Source organism: Roseateles sp. T103 (assembly GCF_057219915.1).
Genome location: NZ_JBXVVS010000005.1, coordinates 45,811 through 66,968, shown reverse-complemented (window position 1 = coordinate 66,968; position 21,158 = coordinate 45,811). Strand labels below are relative to the sequence as shown.

Here is a 21,158-nt window from a genome sequence, read left to right as displayed (position 1 = left end):
CCCGGTGCTTCAGCCAAAAGGCCGCACGCCGATCCAGGCCGCATGGGCCCAGAAGGCGAAGCCGGCCCAGGCGGCCAGCCCGATGATCACCGTCACGCCGGTGGCGGCGACGGTGGCCGGCAGCGGTGCCGGCGGCTCGGCGCGGTCGCGCTGGCGCGCGGCGCGGAAGTCGAGCACGGCCCAGGCCAGGAAGCCGCCGAACAGCAGCAGGTCGGCGACGGTGTTGTTGGCCAGCAGGTGCGCCAGCGCCCAGGTCTTCACGCCCAGAATCATCGGATGGCGCAGCTTGGCCTTCAGGTGGTTGCCCGGCACATAAGCGGCCGCGAGCAGCACGAAGGCCACCAGCGTCAGCAACGAGGCCAGGTGGGCCATGCCCTTGGGCGTGGCCCACAGCACCTCCGGCGCCAGCCTTGCCTGTCCGTAGCCCCAGATGATCAGCGCGAAGCCGACGATCGATACCAGGCTGTAGAGGCCCTTCCAGCCCTTGGTGCCCAGGCGCGCGATCTGCGCGCGGCGCCAGTCTTCGGCAAAGATGCGCACCGAGTGCGCGCCGAGAAAGATCAGCAGGCCGAGGATCAGGTAACTGGTGGCGGGCATGGCGTTGGACGCCCGCGCGGGGCGTCAGGTTGTCGTACTCGGCCGCGAGTATCTGTCAGCACGCACATCCGTGCTGGCGGGGCTGCGCCTGCAGTGCCCGTCGTAGGGGCAAGCCGGCGCTCAGCTGTTGAGCGCCTGGCCCAGGACCCAGAGCAGGCCCGGGAAGACGCCGCCCCAGATGCCGGACAACAGCAGGACGACTTTGAGCGCGGTACCGAAGTCTTGACCGCGTGTAGCGAGGGCTCGGCTCATGGTGCTCTCCAGGAGGGTGGATGGGCACCGTACAGCAAGAGCCATGCCGCAGCTTGCCACGCCTGGCGAACCGCGTGCAGGAATGCACATGCGCCGTCAGCTGGTGCGGTCCACGCGTAGTGCCAGCACCACCGAGCTGGTGGTCTTGAGTACGCCCTCGATGTCGCCGATCTCGTCGAGCAGCGCATCGAGCCGCGCGGTCGATTCCGCTCTGAGCACCGCCATGTAATCGAACTCGCCGCTCACCGAGGCCAGCTGTCTCAGCTCGGGGAAGCGGCCCAGCCGCGCCACCACCTCGCGCCCGGCGCGGGGCTGCACGGTGATGCCCACGAAGGCCTGCACGCCGCGGTCCGCAGCCTCGCTGGACAGCCGCGTCGTGTAGCCGACGATCACGCCCGATGCCTCCAGACGGGACAGGCGGGCCACCACCGTGGTGCGCGCCACGCCCAGCTTGCGTGCGAGATTGGCGCTGCTTTCGCGCGCATTGGCCTGCAGCAGGCGGATCAACTCGCGGTCCAGCGCGTCGTTCCTCGGCGGTGCCGGGCTGGGCTCGGCAGCGCTGGGGTGGCTGCGGCTGCGCGGCGCAAGTGGCGGTTTGCGGCTGACCATGGTTTTCCCTTGGTTCTGACGATACGTAATGGACTTGCTGACGAATCGTCATTCTCCACGGATTTTTCGACGAACTCGCGCTTTCATTCGTCGGCAAGCCGACACAGACTTGCGCCATCGATGAACCGGCCCTTTGAGGCAAGCCAGGACCCAGACGATGAACGACTACACCGCCGCACCGATGAAGATCGCCCTGCTGGGCGCCGGCCATATCGGCCAGACCATTGCCCGCCTGCTGCATGGCACGGGCGACTACCGCGTCACCGTGATGGACCGTAGCGCCGAGGCGCTGGCCCGTCTGGCGGCCGAAGGCATCGCCACCCAGCAGGTCGATACCGAGAGCCAGCCGGCGCTGGCCGCTGCGCTGCGTGGCAACGACGCGGTGCTCAATGCGCTGCCCTATCACCTCGCGATTCCCGCCGCGCAGATGGCGCTGGAGACCGGCTGCCACTACTTCGACCTCACCGAGGACGTGGCCGCCACCAAGGCGATCATGAAGATGGCCGAGGGTGCCAAGACGGCGTTCATGCCGCAGTGCGGCCTGGCGCCGGGCTTCATCGGCATCGTCGCCCACCACCTGGCCAAGCGCTTCGACACGCTGCAGGACGTGAAGATGCGAGTCGGCGCGCTGCCCGCCTTCCCGACCAATGCGTTGAAGTACAACCTGACCTGGAGCGTGGACGGCCTGATCAACGAGTACTGCCATCCCTGCGAGGCCATCCACGACGGCGAGCGCATCGATGCGCTGCCGCTGGAAGGGCTGGAGCATTTCTCGCTGGACGGCACCGAGTACGAGGCCTTCAACACCTCGGGCGGCCTGGGCACGCTGTGCGAGACCCTGAGCGGCCGCGTGCGCAACCTCGACTACAAGACGGTGCGCTACCCCGGTCATCGTGACCTGATGATGTTCCTGCTCGGCGACCTGGGCCTGAAGAGCGACCAGGAGACGCTGAAGAACATCATGCGCAAGAGCATGCCGGCCACTATGCAGGACGTGGTGCTGGTCTTCGTCACCGTCTCCGGCATGAAGGGCGGCGCGCTGATGCAGGAGGTCTTCGCGCGCAAGATCTTCGCAGAGCGCGACGAGGCGCATCCGCTGTCGGCCATCCAGATCACCACCGCGGCCGGCATCTGCGCCGCACTGGACCTGTTCCGCGAAGGCAAGCTGCCGCAACGCGGCTTCATCCGTCAGGAGCAGGTGGAGCTGCCCGACTTCCTCGCCAACCGCTTCGGCCGCGCCTATCAGCAGTCGCGCCAGGTGGAATCCATTGGTTGAGACAGGACCGAGCGCAGTGCCTGCGCACTGGGCGACGCCTGACGAAGGACCGGCCGCCTGCGAGTGGCCGGGCTGGAGATCACGCCACAATCACGCACCATGACGAATACCTCCACCTCCTCCATCCAGGACCTGCTGGCCACGCTGGGCGTGCCGCAGGCGGCCAGCACCGGCGGCATGCTGATCGTGCGTTCGCCCATTGACGGCGCCGTGATCGGCGCCGTGCATGAGGCCTCGGCCGACGACATGCGCGATGCCGTCGCGCAGGCGCATGCCGCCTTCCTCGACTGGCGCAATGTGCCCGCACCGAAGCGCGGCGAACTGGTGCGCCTGTTCGGCGAAGAGCTGCGCCAGCACAAGAGCGCGCTGGCCCGTCTGGTCTCGCTGGAAGCCGGCAAGATCGCCAGCGAAGGCGAGGGCGAGGTGCAGGAGATGATCGACATCTGCGACTTCGCCGTCGGCCTGTCGCGCCAGCTGCATGGCCTGACCATCGCCAGCGAGCGCCCCGGCCACCGCATGATGGAGCAGTACCTGCCGCTGGGCGTGGTGGGCATCATCTCGGCCTTCAACTTCCCCGTAGCGGTGTGGGCCTGGAACTCGGCGCTGGCCCTGGTCTGCGGCGACAGCTGCGTCTGGAAGCCCTCGGAGAAGACGCCGCTGACCGCGCTGGCCACGCAGGCCCTGTTCGAGCGCGCGCTGTCGCGTTATCGCGCCGCGGGGTTTGCCGCACCGGCGCAGCTCTCGCAGGTGCTCAATGGCGGCGCTGCGGTCGGCGAAGCACTGGTCGACGACCACAAGGTGGCGCTGGTCTCGGCCACCGGCTCCACGCGCATGGGCCGCGCGGTGGGCCCGCGTGTGGCGGCGCGCTTCGGCCGCTGCCTGCTCGAGCTGGGCGGCAACAACGCGATCATCGTCACGCCGACGGCCGACCTGGACCTGGCGGTGCGCGGCATCGTCTTCGGCGCCTATGGCACCGCCGGCCAGCGCTGCACGACGACGCGCCGCGTCATCGCGCACGAGAGCATCCACGACGAGCTGGTCGCACGCCTGGAGCGCGCCCGCGCCAGCCTGCGCATCGGCAACCCGCTGGAAGCCGGCACGCTGGTCGGCCCGCTGATCGACCAGCGCGCCTTCGACGCGATGCAGGCCGCGCTGGCCGCCGCGCGCGAGCAGGGCGGCGTGGTGACGGGCGGCGGCCGCGCACTGGCCGCCGAGCATCCCGAGGCCTGGTATGCCGAGCCGGCGCTCGCGCGCATGCCGACGCAGAGCGCGGTGGTGATGCAGGAGACCTTCGCGCCCATCCTCTACACGCTGAAGTACCGCGAGCTCGACGAAGCGATCGCGCTGCAGAACGCAGTGCCGCAGGGCCTGTCGTCGGCGATCTTCACCAACGACCTGCGCGAGGCCGAACGTTTCATGTCAGCGTCCGGCTCGGACTGCGGCATCGCCAACGTCAACATCGGCACCTCGGGCGCGGAGATCGGTGGCGCCTTCGGCGGCGAGAAGGAAACCGGCGGCGGCCGCGAGTCGGGCTCCGACGCGTGGAAGGTCTATATGCGCCGCACCACCAACACCATCAACTACTCGCGCGAACTGCCGCTGGCGCAGGGTGTGAAGTTCGACGTCTGAGGCCTGTCCGGAAGGCCTCGAATTTGATGCTATAGTGCGGCCTCCCGCAGCGATGCGGGACCTGAAAGCCCAGGTGGCGGAATTGGTAGACGCACTAGTTTCAGGTACTAGCGGGTAACTCCGTGGAGGTTCGAGTCCTCTCCTGGGCACCAAACAAGAAAGGCCAGTACGAAAGTACTGGCCTTTTGCGTTTATGCGCCCAGCCGGCAGGGCCTTGGCCGGCCAACTTCGTTACAGATCCGCCTTCAGCGTTTTCCCTCGTCGTCAGCGGGATCGAAGCAAGTTCGCGGCACAATCGCGCCTGCCCGTGATCGACGGGCTTCACCCTGAACACAGAGAACCTAGGAATGAACAAGACCGAACTGATTGAGCACCTGGCTGGCAAGCACGAGCTGAGCAAGGCCGAGGCCGGCCGCATCGTCGAGACCCTGCTGGACGCAGTCGTGACCACCGTCAAGAAGGGCGGCTCGGTCTCGATCCCTGGCTTCGGCACTTTCAAGCAGCACGCTCGCGCAGCCCGCACTGGCGTGAACCCCAGCACCGGCGAGAAGATCAAGATCGCCGCTGCCAAGCTGCCCAAGTTCAGCCCGGGTGCTGGCTTCAAGGCCGCCGTGGACCCCAAGGCTGCTGCGCGCAAGGCTGCTGCCAAGCCCGCCGCCAAGCCTGCTGCCAAGCCGGCCAAGAAGGCTGCAAAGAAGTAATCGTCCCCAGACGACCACTTCCGCTGCTAGCAAAGCAAAAGGGCGCCGGTAGGCGCCCTTTGTCTTTGCTGCCGGGGCGGTCTTCGTTTCAGGCGTCCGGCAGGCTGATGTCGGTCGTGCCGGGGCAGACCCAGCGCGGGCTTTCCCGACTGCGATCGACGCAGCCGCCCCATTGGTACACGCCCTTGGGGTCGCGCAGCCGCATCATGCGGTCCACGATGCGTGCCGTGGCCGTGGGGTCGCGCAAGGTCTGCTCCATGTGCGCGGCGACGCGGTCCTCGTCGACCCGCGCCTCGCCCTGCGCGTCCTGGTAGACGCCATGGCGCCAGTGATAGATCTCCAGGCACTTGCTCTGCATCGTGAAGGGCTGGTCGCGCTGCCAGAAGTTGGCGAACTGTCCATTGCCGAGATAGATCACCCACGAGCCCTCGAAGCCCGAGGCGTCCGACGAGCGCGCATCCGGGTTGCGGAACCAGACGCGGTCGCCTGGCACGTAATAGGCCGGCGGCAGCGGATCATCGGTATCGCCGAGTTCGCGCAGGTAGACCTCGTGGAAGCTGCCGGACATCACCGCGCGCAGTTCGTTCTGCCGCTGCAGACGCGCATAGAGCTGCGGGTGGTTCTCTTTCGCTTCGCGCGCGATGCCCAGCAGGATCACATACTCGGTGGCGCGGTAGCAGGAGAAGTCGTAGAGTCGTCCGCCGTTGCAGCCAGGCTGCGTGGCGCGTTGCAGTGCTTCGATCAGGTCGACGCCGGGCACGACGGTGAAGCCGGTGCCGTCTGCATAGCTCCACAGACCCTCCGGCCGTTCGGCTGCATTGGTCCGAAAGGCCAGCGCCGTCCGTCGCGCGTCGCGCACGATGTGCGCGCGCATGCGCACCGCAGCGAGCAGTTCCTCGCTGCTCGGGAAGTCCAGCAGGCGAGGCGTGGCCAGCAGGCTCAGCCAGATCTCGCGCGCCAGGTCTTCGGCACAAGCTTCGGTGTCGAGTTGCAACCGGCGGCCCAGCGCCGTGGTGTCGTGGCCGATCAGGCCCAGCGCGTCGGCACTGTCGGTGCGCAGTCGCAGCAGGCCGAGCCCCGGCTCGCAGTGGACGAACTGCTCCAGCTCCAGCGCAGCGATGGCCTCGCGGGCGGCATCGAGCTGGCGCGTCGGCAGGTGCAAGCCGGTTTCACGGCTTGCCGCTGGCAGGGCCAAGGCGTGCTGCATGCTGTTGTCTCCTCGTCGGCCGCAGGGCAGCCTGTGCTGGACGCGTCCGTCACAGCAGCGCCGGCGCATCGTTGACAACGATTATGAGGAGCGATGGCGTCGCTGCCGATGGCAGTCACAGCCGGGCTTTCCCCCATTGCCCGAGGGCGGCGTCCGGAGAAGGGTGCCGGCCGCCGTTTCAGCGCGAACGGTCCAGCAGCTCCAGCGTCGCGGCGATCACCGCGGCGGGCTGGTCGCGCTGCGGGATGTGGCCGCAGTCCGGCAGCGCCAGCACGCGCGTGCCCTGCGGATGCAGGCGGCCGACCGCCTCGATCTGCGCCAGCGTGCCGTACTCGTCGCCCACGCCCTGCAGCGCCAGCACCGGGCAGGACAGCGTGCGCAGCTCGGCCTCGATGTTCCAGTCCTCGAAACCGGGGCGCAGCCAGCAGTCGTTCCAGCCGTAGAAGGCCGAATCGGTGTCGGCGTGATAGCGCGCCAAGCCTTTCTTCAGCGCGCTGTTCGGGCGCTCGTAGGCGGCCTTGGCCTCGCGCAGGCCGGCCAGCGTGATCTCCTCGACAAAGAGATGCGGCGCCATCGCGACCAGGCCGCACACCCGCTCAGGAAAGTGGGCCGCAAAGAGCAGTGCCAGCGTTGCACCATCGCTATGGCCGAAGAGAAACAGCCGCTCGTGCTGCAGCCCCAGTGCGTCGAAGAAGGCAGGCAGCAGCTCGCGCGCCTGACGCTGCGGATAGTCGGGCTCCCAGGGCTCGGTGCGCGGCGTGCTGCGCCCATAGGCCGGGCGCGAGAACACCAGGCCGCGGCATCCGGCCGCGTCGCAGAGCTGCTGCGGGAACTCGCGCCACTGCGCCAGCGAGCCCAGGCCTTCGTGCAGGAAGGCGATCAGCGGCGACTGTTCGTCGGCAGCGCCGGCGGGTGCCAGCCACTGCGTCTCGATCTGCAGCGCGCGGCCGTGCAGCGTCAGCGGCTGCAGGAAGGGCGCGCCGGGCGCGAAGGCTGACAGTGACGATTGGGGAGTTGATGCGGGGCCGGGCGGATGCATCGGCTCATTGTCGGGCAGCGCTTGCAGCTGCTGATGCGCGAGATCGCGGCGCTTCCCTGCGTGGCCAAGGGCAAGACCACCCGCGACTTCGGCGAGATCTACGGCTTGTAGACGCGGGTGCCAGCGTTACCAATTAGCAAGGCTGGCAGCCCATAACCGGCATCAGCTCACGGGCTCATTCGCACTCGCAGGACCGGAAACCGGGCGCCGGCGGGACCGCCTTGGCGCAGCTCTCCCTCGTACTCGTCGGAGCCGGCTTTCTTCGTGAGCTCAACCGACACATCCGACCTGCATGGGTTCGTATATGTCGGGTCGACCTTGAGGGTGAGCTTCTCACCTGCGGACGTTACTGAAATGGGCGCATCTCGCACTGTGCAGTCCGCTGTGTTCGACCAAACAGTGAGGGTGCCCTTGGAGGTCGCCACATCGATGGTGGCGGAAATGGATTGCCCCGCAGCTCCATCAACAGTAGTCCAACGTCAAGATAGCTTGCTAGGGGGTGCGAGTGTCTGAGCTGCAGCAGATGCAGAGAAGAGAGCAACAACAGACAACGCCATGGCCTGCTGAATGCAGTTCTTGCAGTTCCTGTACTTCATCTTCATACGGTTCTCCTTGAAAGAGGTGGCTGGCGGATGCCCCCACACGGGGCCGGGGACGACAGTCCTTGCGCCCCAAGACCGTTTGCCGCTCTGCAAAGAGCACTCAGTGTTGGCGCAGCAGATTTGCACGACATACGCGCGTCGTCGCTGTACGACGGCTCGATCCAGGCTACTCGCGATCTGTCAGAGTTGACATAGCGTTACACCTTAGCTGCGCGGCTTCGTCCCCCCTTTGTTTCTGGGTCGGCACTCGATGATTGCGGTCCGCGGCGCGACCGCCTCCGAACACCCCCGTCACCTCTCGCTGCGATACTGCCGGCTTGTCCTGGAGACCGCAGCAATTCACTAGACAAAGCCCATCAGAGTGCCCGCCATGCAAACCTTGACCCTAGCCACCGACGCCCGCGGCGTCGCGCGTGTAACGATGAACCGGCCGGAGGTGTTCAACGCCTTCAACGAAACCATGATCGCCGAACTGGGCGAGGCCTTCGATCGACTGGCGCACGATCCCGCGGTGCGGGTGATCGTGCTGGCCGGAGCGGGCAAGGCCTTCAGCGCCGGCGCGGACATCCAGTGGATGAAGCGCGCGTCGGAAGCCACGCATGAGTGGAATGTCGAAGACGCGCGTGGCTTCGCGGCGATGCTGCATCGCATCCATGTGTGCCCCAAGCCGACCATCGCACGCGTGCAGGGCGTGGCGCTGGGCGGCGGCGTGGGCCTCACGGCCGCTTGCGACATTGCCATCGCGTCGGCCGATGCGAAGTTCGCCGTCAGCGAGGCGCGTTTTGGCATCCTGCCTGCGGTGATCGGCCCCTATGTGGTGAACGCCGTCGGCCCGCGCCAGGCGCGCCGGCTGGCGCTGACAGCCAGCCGCATTCCGGCGGCCCAGGCGCTGGCCATGGGCCTGGTGCACGAGGTGGTCGACAGCGCTGAGGCGCTGGACGCTGCGCTGGAGCACTGGATCGCCGAGCTGCTGCTGAACGGCCCGCAGGCGCAGGCCGAGATCAAGAAGCTGATGGAGCATCTGGAAGTCGGCCCGGTCACCAGCGGCGTGCGCGAGCTGACCGCGCAGACCATCGCTCGCGTGCGCATGGGCGACGAGGCACGCGAAGGCTTTGCCGCCTTCCTGGCCAAGCGGCCCGCAGCCTGGGTGCCGGCGAAGAACGACTGATCGAATCAAGCAGACGAGACAACAGCGATGAGCAACAACACACAACAACAGAGCTGGCGCGTCGCCGGTGCCGCTGCCGACGCCCCCATCGGCGTGATCGGCGCCGGCGTGATGGGCGCGGGCATCGCCCAGGTGGCCGCGCAGGCCGGCCATGCGGTGAAGCTGCTGGACGTGCGCGAAGGTGCCGCCGCCGCCGCGGTGGCCTCGATCGCCAAGGCGCTGGACGGCCTGGTGGCCAAGGGCCGCATGGAAGCCGCCGAGCGCGAGGCTGTCGTCGCCCGCATCAGCCCCGCCAGCGCCACCGCCGAGCTGGCCGACTGCGCACTGGTGGTGGAGGTGATCGTCGAGAAGCTGGAGCCCAAGCAGGCGCTGCTGCGCGAGCTGGATGCGCTGCTGCCGGCGGACGCGATCATCGCGTCCAACACCTCGTCGATCAGCATCACCGCGCTGGCCAATGGCATGGCCCATCCGCAGCGCTTGGTCGGCATGCACTTCTTCAACCCCGTGCCGCTGATGAAGCTGGTGGAGGTGGTGTGGGGCGCCGAGACCGAGGCCTCGGTGGCCGAGACCATCTATGCCTTGTCCAAGCGCTGGGGCAAGACGCCGGTGCATGCCAAGAGCACGCCGGGCTTCATCGTCAACCGCATCGCGCGGCCCTATTACGCCGAGACCCTGGCCGTGCTGCAGGAGCAGGGCGCCGAGCCCGCGGTGATGGACCGCGCGCTGCGCGGCGCAGGCTTCCGCATGGGCCCCTGCGAGCTGATGGATCTGATCGGCCACGACACCAACTACCTGGTGACGCAGTCGGTGTTCGAAGCGAACTTCGGCGACAAGCGCTACGTGCCCTCGCTGGTGCAGAAGGCGCTGGTCGACGGCGGTCGCCTGGGCCGCAAGGTGGGCAAGGGCTTCTATGTCGGCACGCCAGCTGCGGCCGTGCCGGTGCCGGCCTTCAATGGCGCGCTGCCTGCGCTCAGCGTGGCCGGCCGTGGCGCGCTGGTGGAGCGCCTGGCCGAGTGGATGGCCCACCAGGGCCTGACCTTCACCCGCGCCGAATCGGCCGACTGGGCCGGCCTGCAGATCGGCGATCTGCAGGTGCACCTGACGAGCGGCCGCTGCGCCGCCGAGCTGGCGCATGAGCGCGCGCATCCGCAGCTGGCGGTGATGGACTGGCCGCTGCAGCCCGACCGCGCCGACGGCCTGGCCGTGGCCTTCGCACCGCAGGTGGGCGAGGTCGCGCGCGGCCTGCTCGCCGACCTCTGGCATGTGCTGGGCTGGGAGCTGCTGGTGCTGCGCGACGTGCCAGGTCTTGCTGTGGCGCGCACCGTGGCCATGCTGGTCAACGAAGGCGCCGATGCGGTGTGGCAGGGCGTCTGCGACGAGCAGGGCGCCGACCTGGCGATGAAGCTGGGCGTCAACTATCCCGCTGGCCCCTTCGAGTGGCTGGCGCTGCTGGGCGCGCCGCGCGTGGTGGCGCTGATCGACGGCCTCTTCGCCGCCTACCGCAGCGAGCGCTACCGCGTCAGCCCCCTGCTGCGCCAGCGCTGCTGGGCGTAAGCGGCATCTTCGTCGCAGCGCGTGTCCCGCCTGCCTGCGTGGGCAGGCCGAACAGCTCGGCCAGCGCCGCGCGGTACTGCGGCTGACCCACCGCATTGGTGTTGTGATGGCTGCCGCCTTGCACCAGCACCGGCACGCGCACGTGGGCGATGCGCTCGGCCGACTCGAAACGCTGCGTCAGCAGCGGCCCCACCGGCAGCCAGCCCCAGCGGAACGTCCCCACCACATCGGCGATCGATGTGAAGCTGCCTTCGACGATCAGCCCGGCGGCTTCCTGCTGCACCTCCTGCGCCAGATGCGTAGCGATCGCGCCGCCCAGCGAGTGGCCGAAGATGTAGCGTGGCCGGCCCGGGTACTGCCGGCCCAGCCAATCCCACGCGGCGCGCGCGTCCTCGTAGGCCATGGCTTCCGAGGGCAGCAGCTGGCCGAAGCCGCTCTTGCCGAAGCCGCGGTAGTCGATGCCCAGCACCGAGAAGCCCAGCTCCTGCATGCGGCGCATGCGGTTGGCGCTGCCACGCACGTCCCAGCGTGCGCCATGCAGGTAGAGCAGCACCGGCGCTGTGTCGACGCCGCGCTCAGCCGGCAGCCACAGGCCGTGCAGCTTGACGGCATCGCCGCTGCTGGGGGACTTGAAGTCAATCCACACATCGTCCATGCCCTGCGCCGCCGCCAGCCCGCCGGACCAGCTGCGGTCGCTGGGCTGGAAGATCCACTCGCGCTGCTTCTCGTCCAGCGTGGCGCAGCCGCTGGTGGCCAGCCCCAGGCTGACGATCAGGCCGGCGGCGGCGAGGTGGAGCTTGCGTTGCGGCATCAAGTGGCGGAAGGCGGTGAACAGGCGGCGCATGGCGCAAGGGTAGGGCAGGCGGGGTGCTTGAGTGGGGTGTGCGGGTTTGTTGCCGCGTGCTGGCGGCATGCCGAGGCTGGCGCGGCGCCGCCCGGCCGGCGGCCTGCGGGCGCAGAACTCGCTTCACTCATGCTTCGCGCTCGTTGCGCTAGGACTAGCAGCGCGCCCGGTCAGATTTGGCGGCGCGCTGCCGGTTCCTGTTAGCAGATGCGTGCCACCGTCCCCTGCGGGCTGAAGCTCTGCGCGCTGGCCAGCGGCCAGTAGACCTTGAAGACGTTGCCGGGCAGCTCGCCATTGAGTAGCGAGCCGGGCGCGATGAAGGACAGCAGGTTGATCAGCAGCCGCGTCTCGTGCGGGCCGGTGCGGTGCACGATGTGTGCGGCGCTGATTTCGCCGGGATGGCGCAGGCCGGCGGCCTGGGTCAGTTCCTGCAGGGCCGCGAGCGTGTTCTGGTGGTAGCGGTAGACACGCTCGGCCTTGTCGGGCACCACCAGCGCCTGCTGGCGCAGCGGGTCCTGCGTGGTCACGCCGGTGGGGCACAGACCTGTGTGGCAGTGCTGGGCCTGGATGCAGCCGAGCGCGAACATGAAGCCGCGCGCCGAATTGCACCAGTCGGCACCCAGCGCCATCATGCGCGCGATGTCGAAGGCGCTGACCACCTTGCCGGCGCAGCCGATCTTGACCTGCTCGCGCAGGCCGATGCCGACCAGCGTGTTGTGCACCAGCAGCAGGCCTTCCTGCAGCGGCGCGCCGACATGGTCGGTGAACTCCAGCGGCGCGGCGCCGGTGCCGCCTTCGGCGCCGTCGACGACGATGAAGTCCGGCACGATGCCGGTCTGCAGCATGGCCTTGGCAATGGCGAACCACTCCCAGGGATGGCCGATGCAGAGCTTGAAGCCGGTGGGCTTGCCGCCGCTCAGGTTGCGCAGCTTCTCGACGAACAGCATCAGCTCGATCGGCGTGCCGAAGGCGCTGTGCGATGCCGGCGAGACGCAGTCCACGCCGATGGGCACGCCGCGGGCCTGCGCGATCTCGGCGGTCACCTTCGGGCCGGGCAGCATGCCGCCATGGCCGGGCTTGGCGCCCTGGCTGAGCTTGATCTCGATGAGCTTGACCTGCGGGTCGCGCGCGTTGGCTTCGAAGCGCTCGGCGCTGAAGCTGCCGTCCTCGTTGCGGCAGCCGAAGTAGCCGGAGCCGATCTCCCAGATCAGGTCGCCGCCATGCTGGCGGTGGTGCACGCTGATCGAGCCCTCGCCGGTGTCGTGGGCGAAGTGGCCTTTCTTCGCGCCGGCATTCAGCGCCAGGATGGCATTGGCGCTGAGTGCGCCGAAACTCATCGCCGAGATGTTGAAGATGCTGGCTTCGTAGGGCTGGGCGCGGCCTTCGCCGATCAGCACGCGGAAATCATGTCCCGGCAGCTGTGTGGGCGCCAGCGAATGGTTGATCCATTCGTAGCCCGCGGCGCCCACGTCCAGCTGCGTGCCGAAGGGGCGCTTGTCGGGGTCGCCCTTGGCGCGCTGATAGACCAGCGAGCGCTGCTGGCGCGAGAAGGGTGCCGCCTCGCTGTCGCTCTCGATGAAGTACTGGCGGATCTCGGGACGGATGTACTCGAGGAAGAAGCGCAGATGCCCGATCACCGGGTAGTTGCGCAGCACCGCGCGCTTGGTCTGCAGACGGTCGCGCCAGCCCAGCAGGGCCAGCGCCGCGAAGACCATGGCCGGCAGCAGCTCGCGCGCGTTGCGCGTGAACAGCCAGTCCACCGAGAAGGCCAGCGCGGCAATGCAGCACAGCAGCCAGACGGTGTAGCGGGCCGGGTAGAGGCGGTCGAGCGCGTGCAGCCAGCTGGGCATGGGTGATGCCTCCTCGCGCCGTGGGTGGGGCGCGCGTGGCTGTCAGCATAGCCAGCGCGGGGCCAGGTCTTGCCCGGTGTTTGCCCCGGTACGCGCCAGCCTAGCGAAGGCCGCCGCGGGCCGTGCCTAGAATCGGCGCGAGCCAGCGCCAGCGCGCGGCAATGAACAGATCAACAGTCGGATCACCGACAGGGAGCAGCCATCCATGATGTCCATTCTTCGCCCGGTAGGCCGGGGTATCGCTAAGGTTTGGGGCTGGCTGGACGCGCTGCGGCGCGGCCTGCTGAACCTGCTGCTGCTGGCCATCATCGTCGCCGTGGTGGTGGGCATTGCCAAGCGCGGCCCCAAGCCGCTGGAGGACAAGACCGCGCTGGTGCTGGACCTGCGCGGCCGTCTGGTCGAGCAGACCTCGGGCTCGCTGCGCGAGCAGGCGCTGGCCGAGGCGCGCGGCGAGAAGCCGCAGAAGCAGACCCGCCTGCCCGATGTGCTGCGCGCGCTGGATGCCGCTGCCAAGGACGACAAGATCGCCCATGTGCTGCTGGACCTGGACGGCTTCGGCGGTGGTGGCATGGCCAGCTTGCGCGAGGTGGCCGATGCGCTGGAGCGCTTCAAAAAGGAATCCGGCGGCAGCAAGAAGGTCTATGCCTATGGCGACTACTTCGACCAGCGCGCCTATTACCTCGCTGCGCGTGCCGACGAGATCTATCTGAACCCGATGGGCGGCGTGCTGATCCAGGGCTTCGGCCGCTACCGCAATTACTACAAGGACGCACTCGACAGGCTGGGCATCGAAGCCAACGTGATCCGCGTCGGCAAGTACAAGAACTTCGGCGAGCCCTACTTCGCCAATGCGCCCTCGCCGGCGACGCTGGAATCGGAAGGTTTTCTCTACGGCGCGCTGTGGGCCGACTACAGCGGCGTGGTGGAGAGGGCGCGCAAGCTCGACAGGGGCGCGCTGCAGCGCGGCATCGACGAGCTGCCGCAGCGCCTGCAGGCCGTGGGCGGCGACACCGCCAAACTGGCGCTGAACGAGAAGCTGGTCGACGGCCTGAAGACGCGCGACGAGATGCGTGCGCTGTTGATGGAGCGGGGCGCGCAGGACGAGAAGGGCAAGAGCTACCGCCGCGTCGGCCTGGCCGGCTACCTGGTCCATGTGAAGGAGCCCAAGGGTGGCGAGCATGAACAGGCCGGCCGCGTCGGCATCGTCGTGGCCGAAGGCGAGATCGTCGACGGCGAGGCCGCCCGCGGCAAGGTGGGCGGCGACTCCACCGCTGCGCTGATTCGCCAGGCGCGCGAGAACGACAAGATCAGGGCCGTGGTGCTGCGGGTGAACTCGCCGGGCGGCAGCGCCTTTGCCTCCGAGATCGTGCGCCGCGAGCTGGAGATCACCCGTGCCGCCGGCAAGCCGGTGGTCGTCTCGATGGGCGATGTGGCGGCCTCGGGCGGCTACTGGATCGCTATGGCCGCGGATCGCGTGATCGCCGACCCCGGTACCGTCACCGGCTCGATCGGCGTGTTCGGCATGCTGCCTACCGCCAACAAGCTGATGGACAAGCTCTCGGTGCACACCGGCGGCTACACCACCAGCTGGCTGGCCGCCGGCTACGACCCGCGCCGTCCGCTGGACGAGCGGCTGCGTGCCGCGGTGCAGTCCGGCATCCAGCACATCTACGACGACTTCACTGGCCGTGCCGCCAAGGCGCGCAACAAGAGCGTGGCCGAGATCGATGCCGTCGCGCAGGGCCGCGTGTGGACCGGCGCGCAGGCGTTGGAGCGTGGTCTGGTCGATCAACTGGGCAGCTACGGCGATGCGGTCAAGCTGGCTGCGCAGCTGGCCAAGATCGAAGGCGACAAGCCGCGCGTCAGCTACATCGAACGCGAACCCGGCAAGCTGGAGCGTATGTTCAAGTCGCTGGACGGCGTGCTCGCGCCGACGGTCGCCGACTGGCTGCGCCCGGTGATGCTGGCCACGGCCTTGCCGGCGCCCGCCGAGCAGGCCCGCCAGGAACTGGCATGGGCCGCTGAGCTGGTGGACGGCCGCAGGCCCTTCTCTGCGGTGGTGCATTGCCTGTGTACGGCGCCGTGAGGTTGCGCCGCCTGTTCGCGCCTGCGGCGCGCATGCGCAAGGCGCTGATGCTCGGCACCTTGCTGATGGCTGCGGCGGGCAAGGCCGCAGCCTGCGTCGTCGCAATCGAGGCGCACAGCGCCGTGGCGAAGGTGGCTGCCGAGGAAATCGAAAGGGCGTTCACGGTCCCGATGGAACAGGCGCTGCAGCCACTGGGCGAGATCCAGCAGATCCGCTCGCGGACTTCGGAGGGTCGCGTGCGGATCGAATTGCGCTGCACTGCGTCGGACGCTGCTGCGGTGGCCGACATCGTCAGGGAGCGGCTGCGTTTGGTCCGCCTGGGGCTGGACTTGCGCGCGGGGGATCCGCAGGTGCGGTCTGTCGAGCGGCCGCTGCTGATCGAGCCGCAGCGCTGAGCGGGGACAGATCAGCTTCGTGGGTTCTCGTCCTGCCGCATCGCTTCCAGACCGCGCGGCTCGCTCCTGAACCAGAGCCACTGTGTGTCCGTACCGCCGAGCCGCAGAATCCACTGCCCGAAGGCGAGCCGGAGTGCGACAAGGGCGACGACGCTGAGGCCTGCCAGCGCGGTGTAGTCCAGCACGACGAGCGAGCTGACGCCTGGAGCGACTTGCGCGGCGATGTAGACGACGATGGCAGCAATCAGCGCGGCGGCGAGTGCGACACGTAGGACGGTCGCAGCAAAAGGTTGGCGGTCTGCATGCATATCGTCACGGCTCCTTCGGGCTTTGCCTGTGCCGGTCCAGCGCTTGGAGCGCTAACGCGAGCAAAGCATGCCTGTGAGTATGGCTGCACAGTGGGGCGGGCACGGCGGCCCCCCCTTTGGAGTGAGGGCCGCCAGCAACGCAGCGCGCAGCAAGGCTTCAGCTGCCGAAGAAGCCCAGCAGCGCCTTAGCCGTCGCCTCCGGCTGCTCCTCGGGCAGATAGTGTCCGCAGGGCAGGGTGTGGCCGCTGACGGTGCCGGAGCACTGCGCCTGCCACAGCGCCAGCGGCTCGAACATGCGGTGCACCACGCCGCGCTCGCCCCACAGCACCAGCGTGTCGCAGGCGATGCGCTGGCCGGCTGCGCGAGAGGCGCGGTCGTGCTCCAGGTCGATGCCGGCGCTGGCGCGGTAGTCCTCGCAGGCGGCGTGCACCGCCTCGGGCGTGCAGAAGCTGCGCTCGTATTCGGCCAGCGCCTCGGGCTCGATGTGGCCCAGGCCCGCGCTGCCCCAGCCGCCGAGCTTCCAGTGCAGGTAGAAGCGCCCGCCATCGCTGCCGAGGATCATGCGCTCGGGCAGCGGCTCGGGCTGGATCAGGTGGAACCAGTGGTAGTAGGCGCGGGCGAAAGCCATGTCGGTGCGCGCGTACATGTCCAGCGTCGGCGCGATGTCCAGCACGGCGAGCTTGTCCACCGCATCGGGATGGTCCACCGCCAGGCGGTGCGCGACGCGCCCGCCGCGGTCGTGGCCGACCAGGCCAAAGCGATCAGTACGGAAGTGCGCGCGCATCAGCGTCACCATGTCGGCAGCCATCGCGCGCTTGCTGTAGGGCAGGTGCTGCTGGCCGTCGCTGGCCGGTTTGCTGGAGGCACCGTAGCCGCGCAGATCGGGCATGACGAGGAAGAAGTGCGGCGCCAGCAGCCGGGCCACGCGATGCCAGATCGCGCTGGTCTGCGGAAAGCCGTGCAAGAGCAGCAGCGGCGGTCCGTCGGCGCGCCCGCCGCTGCGCACGAACAGGCGTATGCCTTCGTCTGCCTTGACCGTGACCGTCTCGGCCTTGAAGTGTTCGTCGAACCAAGCCATCGTGTCGTCTCCGCTGCTGCGTCCGGGTCCATGCGCCTGCCCGGCTGTCGATGCGGCCAGGCGGTTTGTCCTGAGTGCGGATGCTGCCACGCATGAGGACAATGCGGCGTCTCTTGTGCGACCCGCGCGCGGTCCGGGCATGGCCGGCGATCGCCGCTCCATTGTTCCGCTCATGCCCAGCCTGTCCCATCACGCGGTGCTTGCCGTGCTGCGCCTGACGCGGCGCCGTGCGCGCTATGCCAGCGCGGCGGCGCTGCACCGCTTCATCGCTGCGCAGGCAGTGCGCCGGCCGCAGGGCGATGCGCCGCACGCGGCCCTGCAGCGTGCGGGCCTGCGCGTCGAACGCGTCGTCGATGGCGCACATCCGGTGTTGCGCGTGCGTCCCGCCGGCACGCGGGAGCCGCAGCGCCAGCTGCTCTACCTGCCCGGCGGCGCCTACATCAACCCGGTGGTGCGCCAGCACTGGCAGCTTGTCGCGCAGCTTGCGCAGCAGGCCGATGCGGCGGTGACGGTGCCGCTGTATCCGCTGGCGCCGCGCCACAGCCATCGCGACGCGCTGCCCTTCGTGCGCGCGCAGTACCAGCGCCTGCTCGACGCGCATGGTCCGCAGGCGCTGACGCTGGCCGGCGATTCGGCCGGCGGCGGGCTGGCGCTGGCGCTGGCGCAGCAGTTGCGCGAGGCGGGCCTGCCGCAGCCGGCGCGGCTGCTGCTGATCTCGCCCTGGGTGGACCTGCATCTGCCGGCGGACGATGCCGAGCTGCAGGCACTGGCCGTGCGCGACCCAATGCTGGACCTGCCGGGCTTGCGCGAAGCGGCACGGCTGTGGGCCGATGGCGAGCCGCTCGATGCGCCCGCCTTGAGCCCGCTGCACGGCCGGCTCGATGGGCTGGCCGAGATGGCCGTGTTCATCGGCACGCGCGACCTGCTCTGGCCCGGCGTGCGGCGGCTGCGCGACAAGGCCGAGGCGGCCGGCGCGGCGCTGCGCTATGTGGAGGCACCCGGCATGCTGCACGCCTGGCCCTTGCTGCCGGTGGCTGAGGCAAGGCTGGCGCGGCGCCAGATGCTGGACTTCATCTGCGCGCCGGCGGGCGGGGCTTGAGCCGGCCCGATATACTTCCGGCCACAGCGCCGATTTGTTCCGGATTGCGGGCGCTCTACAAATGCCGCTAAAGAGGGACGCCCGATGCACCGGTGTCCGCTCCGTCAGCGACACCGGTGTTTTCGTTTATGGGTGTTATGGAAGTCAGAGGTGAGCACATGGGGTCAGTCGGCCATGTCACGCCGCAGCGCATGAAGTTCAGTGCCCCGCTGCCGCTGCGTAGCGGTGCGCAGCTGTGCGACTACGAACTGGTCTACGAGACCTACGGGCAGCTGAACGCGGACAAGAGCAATGCCGTGCTGGTCTGCCACGCGCTCAACGCCAGCCACCATGTGGCCGGCACCTATGCGGGCAAGGACAAGAGCGAGGGCTGGTGGGACAACCTGGTCGGCCCGGGCAAGCCGCTGGACACCGACAGGTTCTTCGTCATCGGCATCAACAACCCGGGCTCCTGCTTCGGCTCCACCGGGCCCATGCATCTGAACCCGGCGACTGGCCGCGTCTATGGTGCCGACTTCCCGGTGGTGACGGTGCAGGACTGGGTCGATGCGCAGGCCAGGCTGCTCGATGCGCTGGGCATCACGCAGCTGGCGGCGGTGCTGGGCGGCAGCTTGGGTGGCATGCAGGCGCTGGACTGGTCGCTGCGCTACCCCGAGCGCATGCGCCACTGCATCGCGATCGCCACCGCGCCCAGCCTGTCGGCGCAGAACATCGCCTTCAACGAGGTGGCGCGCCGCGCCATCATCACCGACCCCGATTTTCACGACGGCCATTTCTACGAGCACGGCGTAGTGCCCAAGCGCGGCCTGCGCGTGGCGCGCATGATCGGCCACATCACCTACCTCAGCGACGATGTGATGGAACAGAAGTTCGGCCGCCAGATGCGCGCCGCCGAGCTGGGCTACAGCACGCAGGACATCGAGTTCCAGATCGAGAGCTATCTGCGCTATCAAGGCGACAAGTTCAGCGAGTACTTCGACGCCAACACCTACCTGCTGATCACGCGCGCGCTCGACTACTTCGACCCGGCGCGCGAGCACGGCGGCGACCTGTCGCGCACCTTCGCGTCGGCCAAGGCCAAGTTCCTGCTCGCCAGCTTCACCACCGACTGGCGCTTCTCGCCGGCGCGCTCGCGCGAAATCGTCAAGGCGCTGCTGGACAACAAGCGCGATGTCTCGTATGCCGAGATCGATGCGCCGCACGGCCACGACGCCTTCCTGCTCGAAGACCCGCGCTACCACGGCGTGCTGCGCGCCTACTTCGAGCGCATCGCCAAGGAGTTCTCGGCATGAGCGACAAGGCTGTGATGGAAGCGATCGCCGCGCTGGTGCCGGTGGGTTCGCGCGTGCTGGACCTGGGCTGCGGCACTGGCGAGCTGCTGCACCACCTGCAGACGACCAAGGGCTGCACCGGCTACGGCGTGGAGCTGGACGACGCCAATGTGCTGGCCTGCGCCAAGCGCGGCGTCAACGTGATCCAGCTGAACCTGGAAGAGGGCCTGGCGATCTTCGAGGACCAGAGCTTCGACGTGGTGCTGCAGCTGGAGACGCTGCAGCATCTGCGCAATACCGAGGCCATGCTGAAGGAGACCGCGCGCGTGGGCCGCATGGGCATCGTCAGCTTCCCCAACTTCGCCCACTGGCCCAACCGACTGCAGGTGCTGCTGGGCCGCATGCCGGTGACGCGCGTGCTGCCCTACGAGTGGTACGACACGCCGAACATCCGCGTCGGCACCTACGCCGACTTCGAGGTGCTGGCGCAGAAGAACCGCCTGCGCGTGCTGGACAGCTTCGGCATCCAGGACGGGCGCATCGTCCGTTCGCTGCCCAACCTGATGGCAAGCATGGCCGTGTTCAAGTTCGATCGCGGCTGATACTGGATCACCCCCTACGGCCTTCGGCCGCCCCCTCAAGGGGGCACGTCCGTAGGACCGGCGGAGCCGGATCCTCGGACGTCGCTCGGGAATGCGGTTGTGACATGCGAGCCGGGGGGCGCGAAGCGGCGTGGAGCGTCGAGAGCGTGCCGCTCTCAGTGCCCGCTGCTCTTCGAGAACAGCTGTATCACCAGCACGCCGGCGACGATCAGCGCGATGCCGGCCAGCGCGGCGCGGTCCAGGCTCTGGCCGTAGAGCACCCAGCCAATCACGCTGATCAGCGCGATGCCCAGGCCCGACCAGATCGCATAGGCCACGCCGATGGGGATGCTGCGCAAGGTCAGCGAGAGCAGGTAGAAGGCTGCGGCATAGCCGCCGATCACCAGCAGCGAGGGCCAAGGGCGGGTAAAGCCGTCGGACGCCTTCAGGGCCGAGGTGGCAATCACCTCGCTGACGATGGCGCCGAGCAAATAGCCCCAGTTGCTGCTCATCTCCCACCTCCTCGTTGGCCGTTGCTTAGTGTCTGCGCAGTCTAGGGCCAGGCTGCTGCCATTTCCCGGCACGTGCCGCTGGCATCATCGGTGCTCCACGTCTTTCAGGGAGCTCAGACATGATCGGCTACACCACCCTCGGCACCAACGATCTGCCGCGCGCCGCGGCTTTCTACGACGAGCTGTTCGCCGTCATCGGCGTCAAGCGCACGATGGACTTTGGCCGCGGCATCGCCTGGGGTCGCAGCATGAGCGAGCCGGGCTTCGCGGTGATGCTGCCCTTCGACGGCAAGCCCGCCACCGTGGGCAACGGCGTGATGATCGCGCTGGCTGCCGACAGCCCGGCTACGGTGCAGGCCCTGCACGCCAAGGCGCTGGCCCTGGGCGGCACGGACGAAGGCGCGCCAGGGCCGCGCGGCGGCGGCTTCTACGCCGGCTACTTCCGCGACCTCGACGGCAACAAGCTCAATGCCTTCTGCATGACCACCGAGTAAGTCGGC

At 68.5% G+C, this 21,158-nt stretch carries 21 protein-coding genes, 1 tRNA gene and 1 riboswitch; of the genes, 12 read left to right on the top strand and 10 right to left on the bottom strand.

Annotated elements, in window-relative coordinates:
- Positions 1–9: 9 nt before the first annotated feature.
- From AC2EBS_RS14840 to AC2EBS_RS14830, 3 genes are all read right to left on the bottom strand, one after another.
- Entirely contained in the window at positions 10–597 is a 588-nt protein-coding gene (locus AC2EBS_RS14840) for an NnrU family protein (protein WP_484729212.1), read from the bottom strand.
- Positions 598–717: 120 nt separating this feature from the next.
- Positions 718–849, bottom strand: a complete 132-nt coding sequence (locus AC2EBS_RS14835; protein WP_484729211.1) for a hypothetical protein — start codon at positions 847–849, stop codon at positions 718–720.
- 96 nt (positions 850–945) lie between these two features.
- Entirely contained in the window at positions 946–1,458 is a 513-nt protein-coding gene (locus AC2EBS_RS14830) for an Lrp/AsnC family transcriptional regulator (RefSeq protein ID WP_484729210.1), read from the bottom strand.
- 181 nt (positions 1,459–1,639) lie between these two features.
- On the opposite strand from AC2EBS_RS14830, the gene AC2EBS_RS14825 reads away from it, so the two are divergent.
- From AC2EBS_RS14825 to AC2EBS_RS14810, 4 genes are all read left to right on the top strand, one after another.
- Positions 1,640–2,734: a saccharopine dehydrogenase family protein gene (locus AC2EBS_RS14825; protein ID WP_484729451.1), complete on the top strand. Its 1,095-nt coding sequence runs from the start codon at positions 1,640–1,642 to the stop codon at positions 2,732–2,734.
- 99 nt (positions 2,735–2,833) lie between these two features.
- The gene (gene amaB, locus AC2EBS_RS14820; protein WP_484729209.1) at positions 2,834–4,363 is read left to right on the top strand and encodes an L-piperidine-6-carboxylate dehydrogenase; all 1,530 of its coding nucleotides are present in this window, start codon (positions 2,834–2,836) and stop codon (positions 4,361–4,363) included.
- Between the two features lie 67 nt (positions 4,364–4,430).
- Positions 4,431–4,515 (top strand) — tRNA-Leu (locus AC2EBS_RS14815).
- Positions 4,516–4,710: 195 nt separating this feature from the next.
- Positions 4,711–5,064, top strand: a complete 354-nt coding sequence (locus AC2EBS_RS14810) for an HU family DNA-binding protein (protein ID WP_484729208.1) — start codon at positions 4,711–4,713, stop codon at positions 5,062–5,064.
- A gap of 88 nt (positions 5,065–5,152) precedes the next feature.
- On the opposite strand, the gene AC2EBS_RS14805 is transcribed toward AC2EBS_RS14810, so the two are convergent.
- Positions 5,153–6,271, bottom strand: coding sequence for a hypothetical protein (locus AC2EBS_RS14805; protein ID WP_484729207.1), 1,119 nt, complete (start codon positions 6,269–6,271; stop codon positions 5,153–5,155).
- A 178-nt stretch (positions 6,272–6,449) separates the two neighbouring features.
- The gene (locus AC2EBS_RS14800) at positions 6,450–7,310 is read right to left on the bottom strand and encodes an alpha/beta fold hydrolase (RefSeq protein ID WP_484729206.1); all 861 of its coding nucleotides are present in this window, start codon (positions 7,308–7,310) and stop codon (positions 6,450–6,452) included.
- A gap of 972 nt (positions 7,311–8,282) precedes the next feature.
- Here AC2EBS_RS14800 and AC2EBS_RS14795 point away from each other — a divergent pair.
- On the top strand, positions 8,283–9,080 hold the full coding sequence (locus AC2EBS_RS14795; protein ID WP_484729205.1) for an enoyl-CoA hydratase-related protein: 798 nt from the start codon (positions 8,283–8,285) through the stop codon (positions 9,078–9,080).
- A gap of 27 nt (positions 9,081–9,107) precedes the next feature.
- On the top strand, positions 9,108–10,634 hold the full coding sequence (locus AC2EBS_RS14790) for a 3-hydroxyacyl-CoA dehydrogenase (RefSeq protein ID WP_484729204.1): 1,527 nt from the start codon (positions 9,108–9,110) through the stop codon (positions 10,632–10,634).
- On the opposite strand, the gene AC2EBS_RS14785 is transcribed toward AC2EBS_RS14790, so the two are convergent.
- On the bottom strand, positions 10,600–11,478 hold the full coding sequence (locus AC2EBS_RS14785) for an alpha/beta hydrolase (RefSeq protein WP_484729203.1): 879 nt from the start codon (positions 11,476–11,478) through the stop codon (positions 10,600–10,602). The two genes, AC2EBS_RS14790 and AC2EBS_RS14785, sit on opposite strands and share 35 nt — an antisense overlap.
- Before the next feature lie 200 nt (positions 11,479–11,678).
- Complete coding sequence (locus tag AC2EBS_RS14780; protein WP_484729202.1) at positions 11,679–13,328, bottom strand: FMN-binding glutamate synthase family protein; 1,650 nt, start codon at positions 13,326–13,328, stop codon at positions 11,679–11,681.
- 205 nt (positions 13,329–13,533) lie between these two features.
- On the opposite strand from AC2EBS_RS14780, the gene sppA reads away from it, so the two are divergent.
- Both sppA and AC2EBS_RS14770 read left to right on the top strand, forming a co-directional pair.
- Positions 13,534–15,414, top strand: a complete 1,881-nt coding sequence (gene sppA, locus AC2EBS_RS14775) for a signal peptide peptidase SppA (RefSeq protein ID WP_484729201.1) — start codon at positions 13,534–13,536, stop codon at positions 15,412–15,414.
- 32 nt (positions 15,415–15,446) lie between these two features.
- Positions 15,447–15,809 (top strand): hypothetical protein, encoded by a 363-nt coding sequence (locus AC2EBS_RS14770; RefSeq protein WP_484729200.1) that lies wholly within the window; start codon positions 15,447–15,449, stop codon positions 15,807–15,809.
- An 11-nt stretch (positions 15,810–15,820) separates the two neighbouring features.
- Here the strand turns inward: AC2EBS_RS14770 and AC2EBS_RS14765 are convergent, their stop codons facing one another.
- Both AC2EBS_RS14765 and AC2EBS_RS14760 read right to left on the bottom strand, forming a co-directional pair.
- Positions 15,821–16,117, bottom strand: a complete 297-nt coding sequence (locus AC2EBS_RS14765; RefSeq protein ID WP_484729199.1) for a hypothetical protein — start codon at positions 16,115–16,117, stop codon at positions 15,821–15,823.
- A gap of 157 nt (positions 16,118–16,274) precedes the next feature.
- Positions 16,275–17,195 (bottom strand): alpha/beta fold hydrolase, encoded by a 921-nt coding sequence (locus tag AC2EBS_RS14760; protein WP_484729198.1) that lies wholly within the window; start codon positions 17,193–17,195, stop codon positions 16,275–16,277.
- 172 nt (positions 17,196–17,367) lie between these two features.
- On the opposite strand from AC2EBS_RS14760, the gene AC2EBS_RS14755 reads away from it, so the two are divergent.
- The 3 genes from AC2EBS_RS14755 to metW all read left to right on the top strand — a co-directional run bounded on the left by AC2EBS_RS14755 (position 17,368) and on the right by metW (position 20,167).
- Positions 17,368–18,294 carry an alpha/beta hydrolase fold domain-containing protein gene (locus AC2EBS_RS14755; RefSeq protein ID WP_484729197.1) on the top strand — a complete coding sequence of 309 codons (927 nt, stop codon included), beginning with the start codon at positions 17,368–17,370 and terminating at the stop codon, positions 18,292–18,294.
- A 16-nt stretch (positions 18,295–18,310) separates the two neighbouring features.
- A riboswitch (SAM riboswitch) is annotated at positions 18,311–18,386 on the top strand.
- Positions 18,387–18,452: 66 nt separating this feature from the next.
- Positions 18,453–19,586 carry a homoserine O-succinyltransferase MetX gene (gene metX / locus AC2EBS_RS14750; RefSeq protein WP_484729196.1) on the top strand — a complete coding sequence of 378 codons (1,134 nt, stop codon included), beginning with the start codon at positions 18,453–18,455 and terminating at the stop codon, positions 19,584–19,586.
- The gene (gene metW, locus AC2EBS_RS14745; protein ID WP_484729195.1) at positions 19,583–20,167 is read left to right on the top strand and encodes a methionine biosynthesis protein MetW; all 585 of its coding nucleotides are present in this window, start codon (positions 19,583–19,585) and stop codon (positions 20,165–20,167) included. The genes metX and metW overlap by 4 nt, the downstream gene beginning before the upstream one ends.
- Positions 20,168–20,322: 155 nt before the next feature.
- Here metW and AC2EBS_RS14740 read toward each other — a convergent pair whose 3' ends face one another.
- The gene (locus tag AC2EBS_RS14740; protein ID WP_484729194.1) at positions 20,323–20,658 is read right to left on the bottom strand and encodes a DMT family transporter; all 336 of its coding nucleotides are present in this window, start codon (positions 20,656–20,658) and stop codon (positions 20,323–20,325) included.
- Between the two features lie 119 nt (positions 20,659–20,777).
- On the opposite strand from AC2EBS_RS14740, the gene AC2EBS_RS14735 reads away from it, so the two are divergent.
- Positions 20,778–21,152, top strand: a complete 375-nt coding sequence (locus AC2EBS_RS14735) for a VOC family protein (protein WP_484729193.1) — start codon at positions 20,778–20,780, stop codon at positions 21,150–21,152.
- Positions 21,153–21,158: the final 6 nt, after the last annotated feature.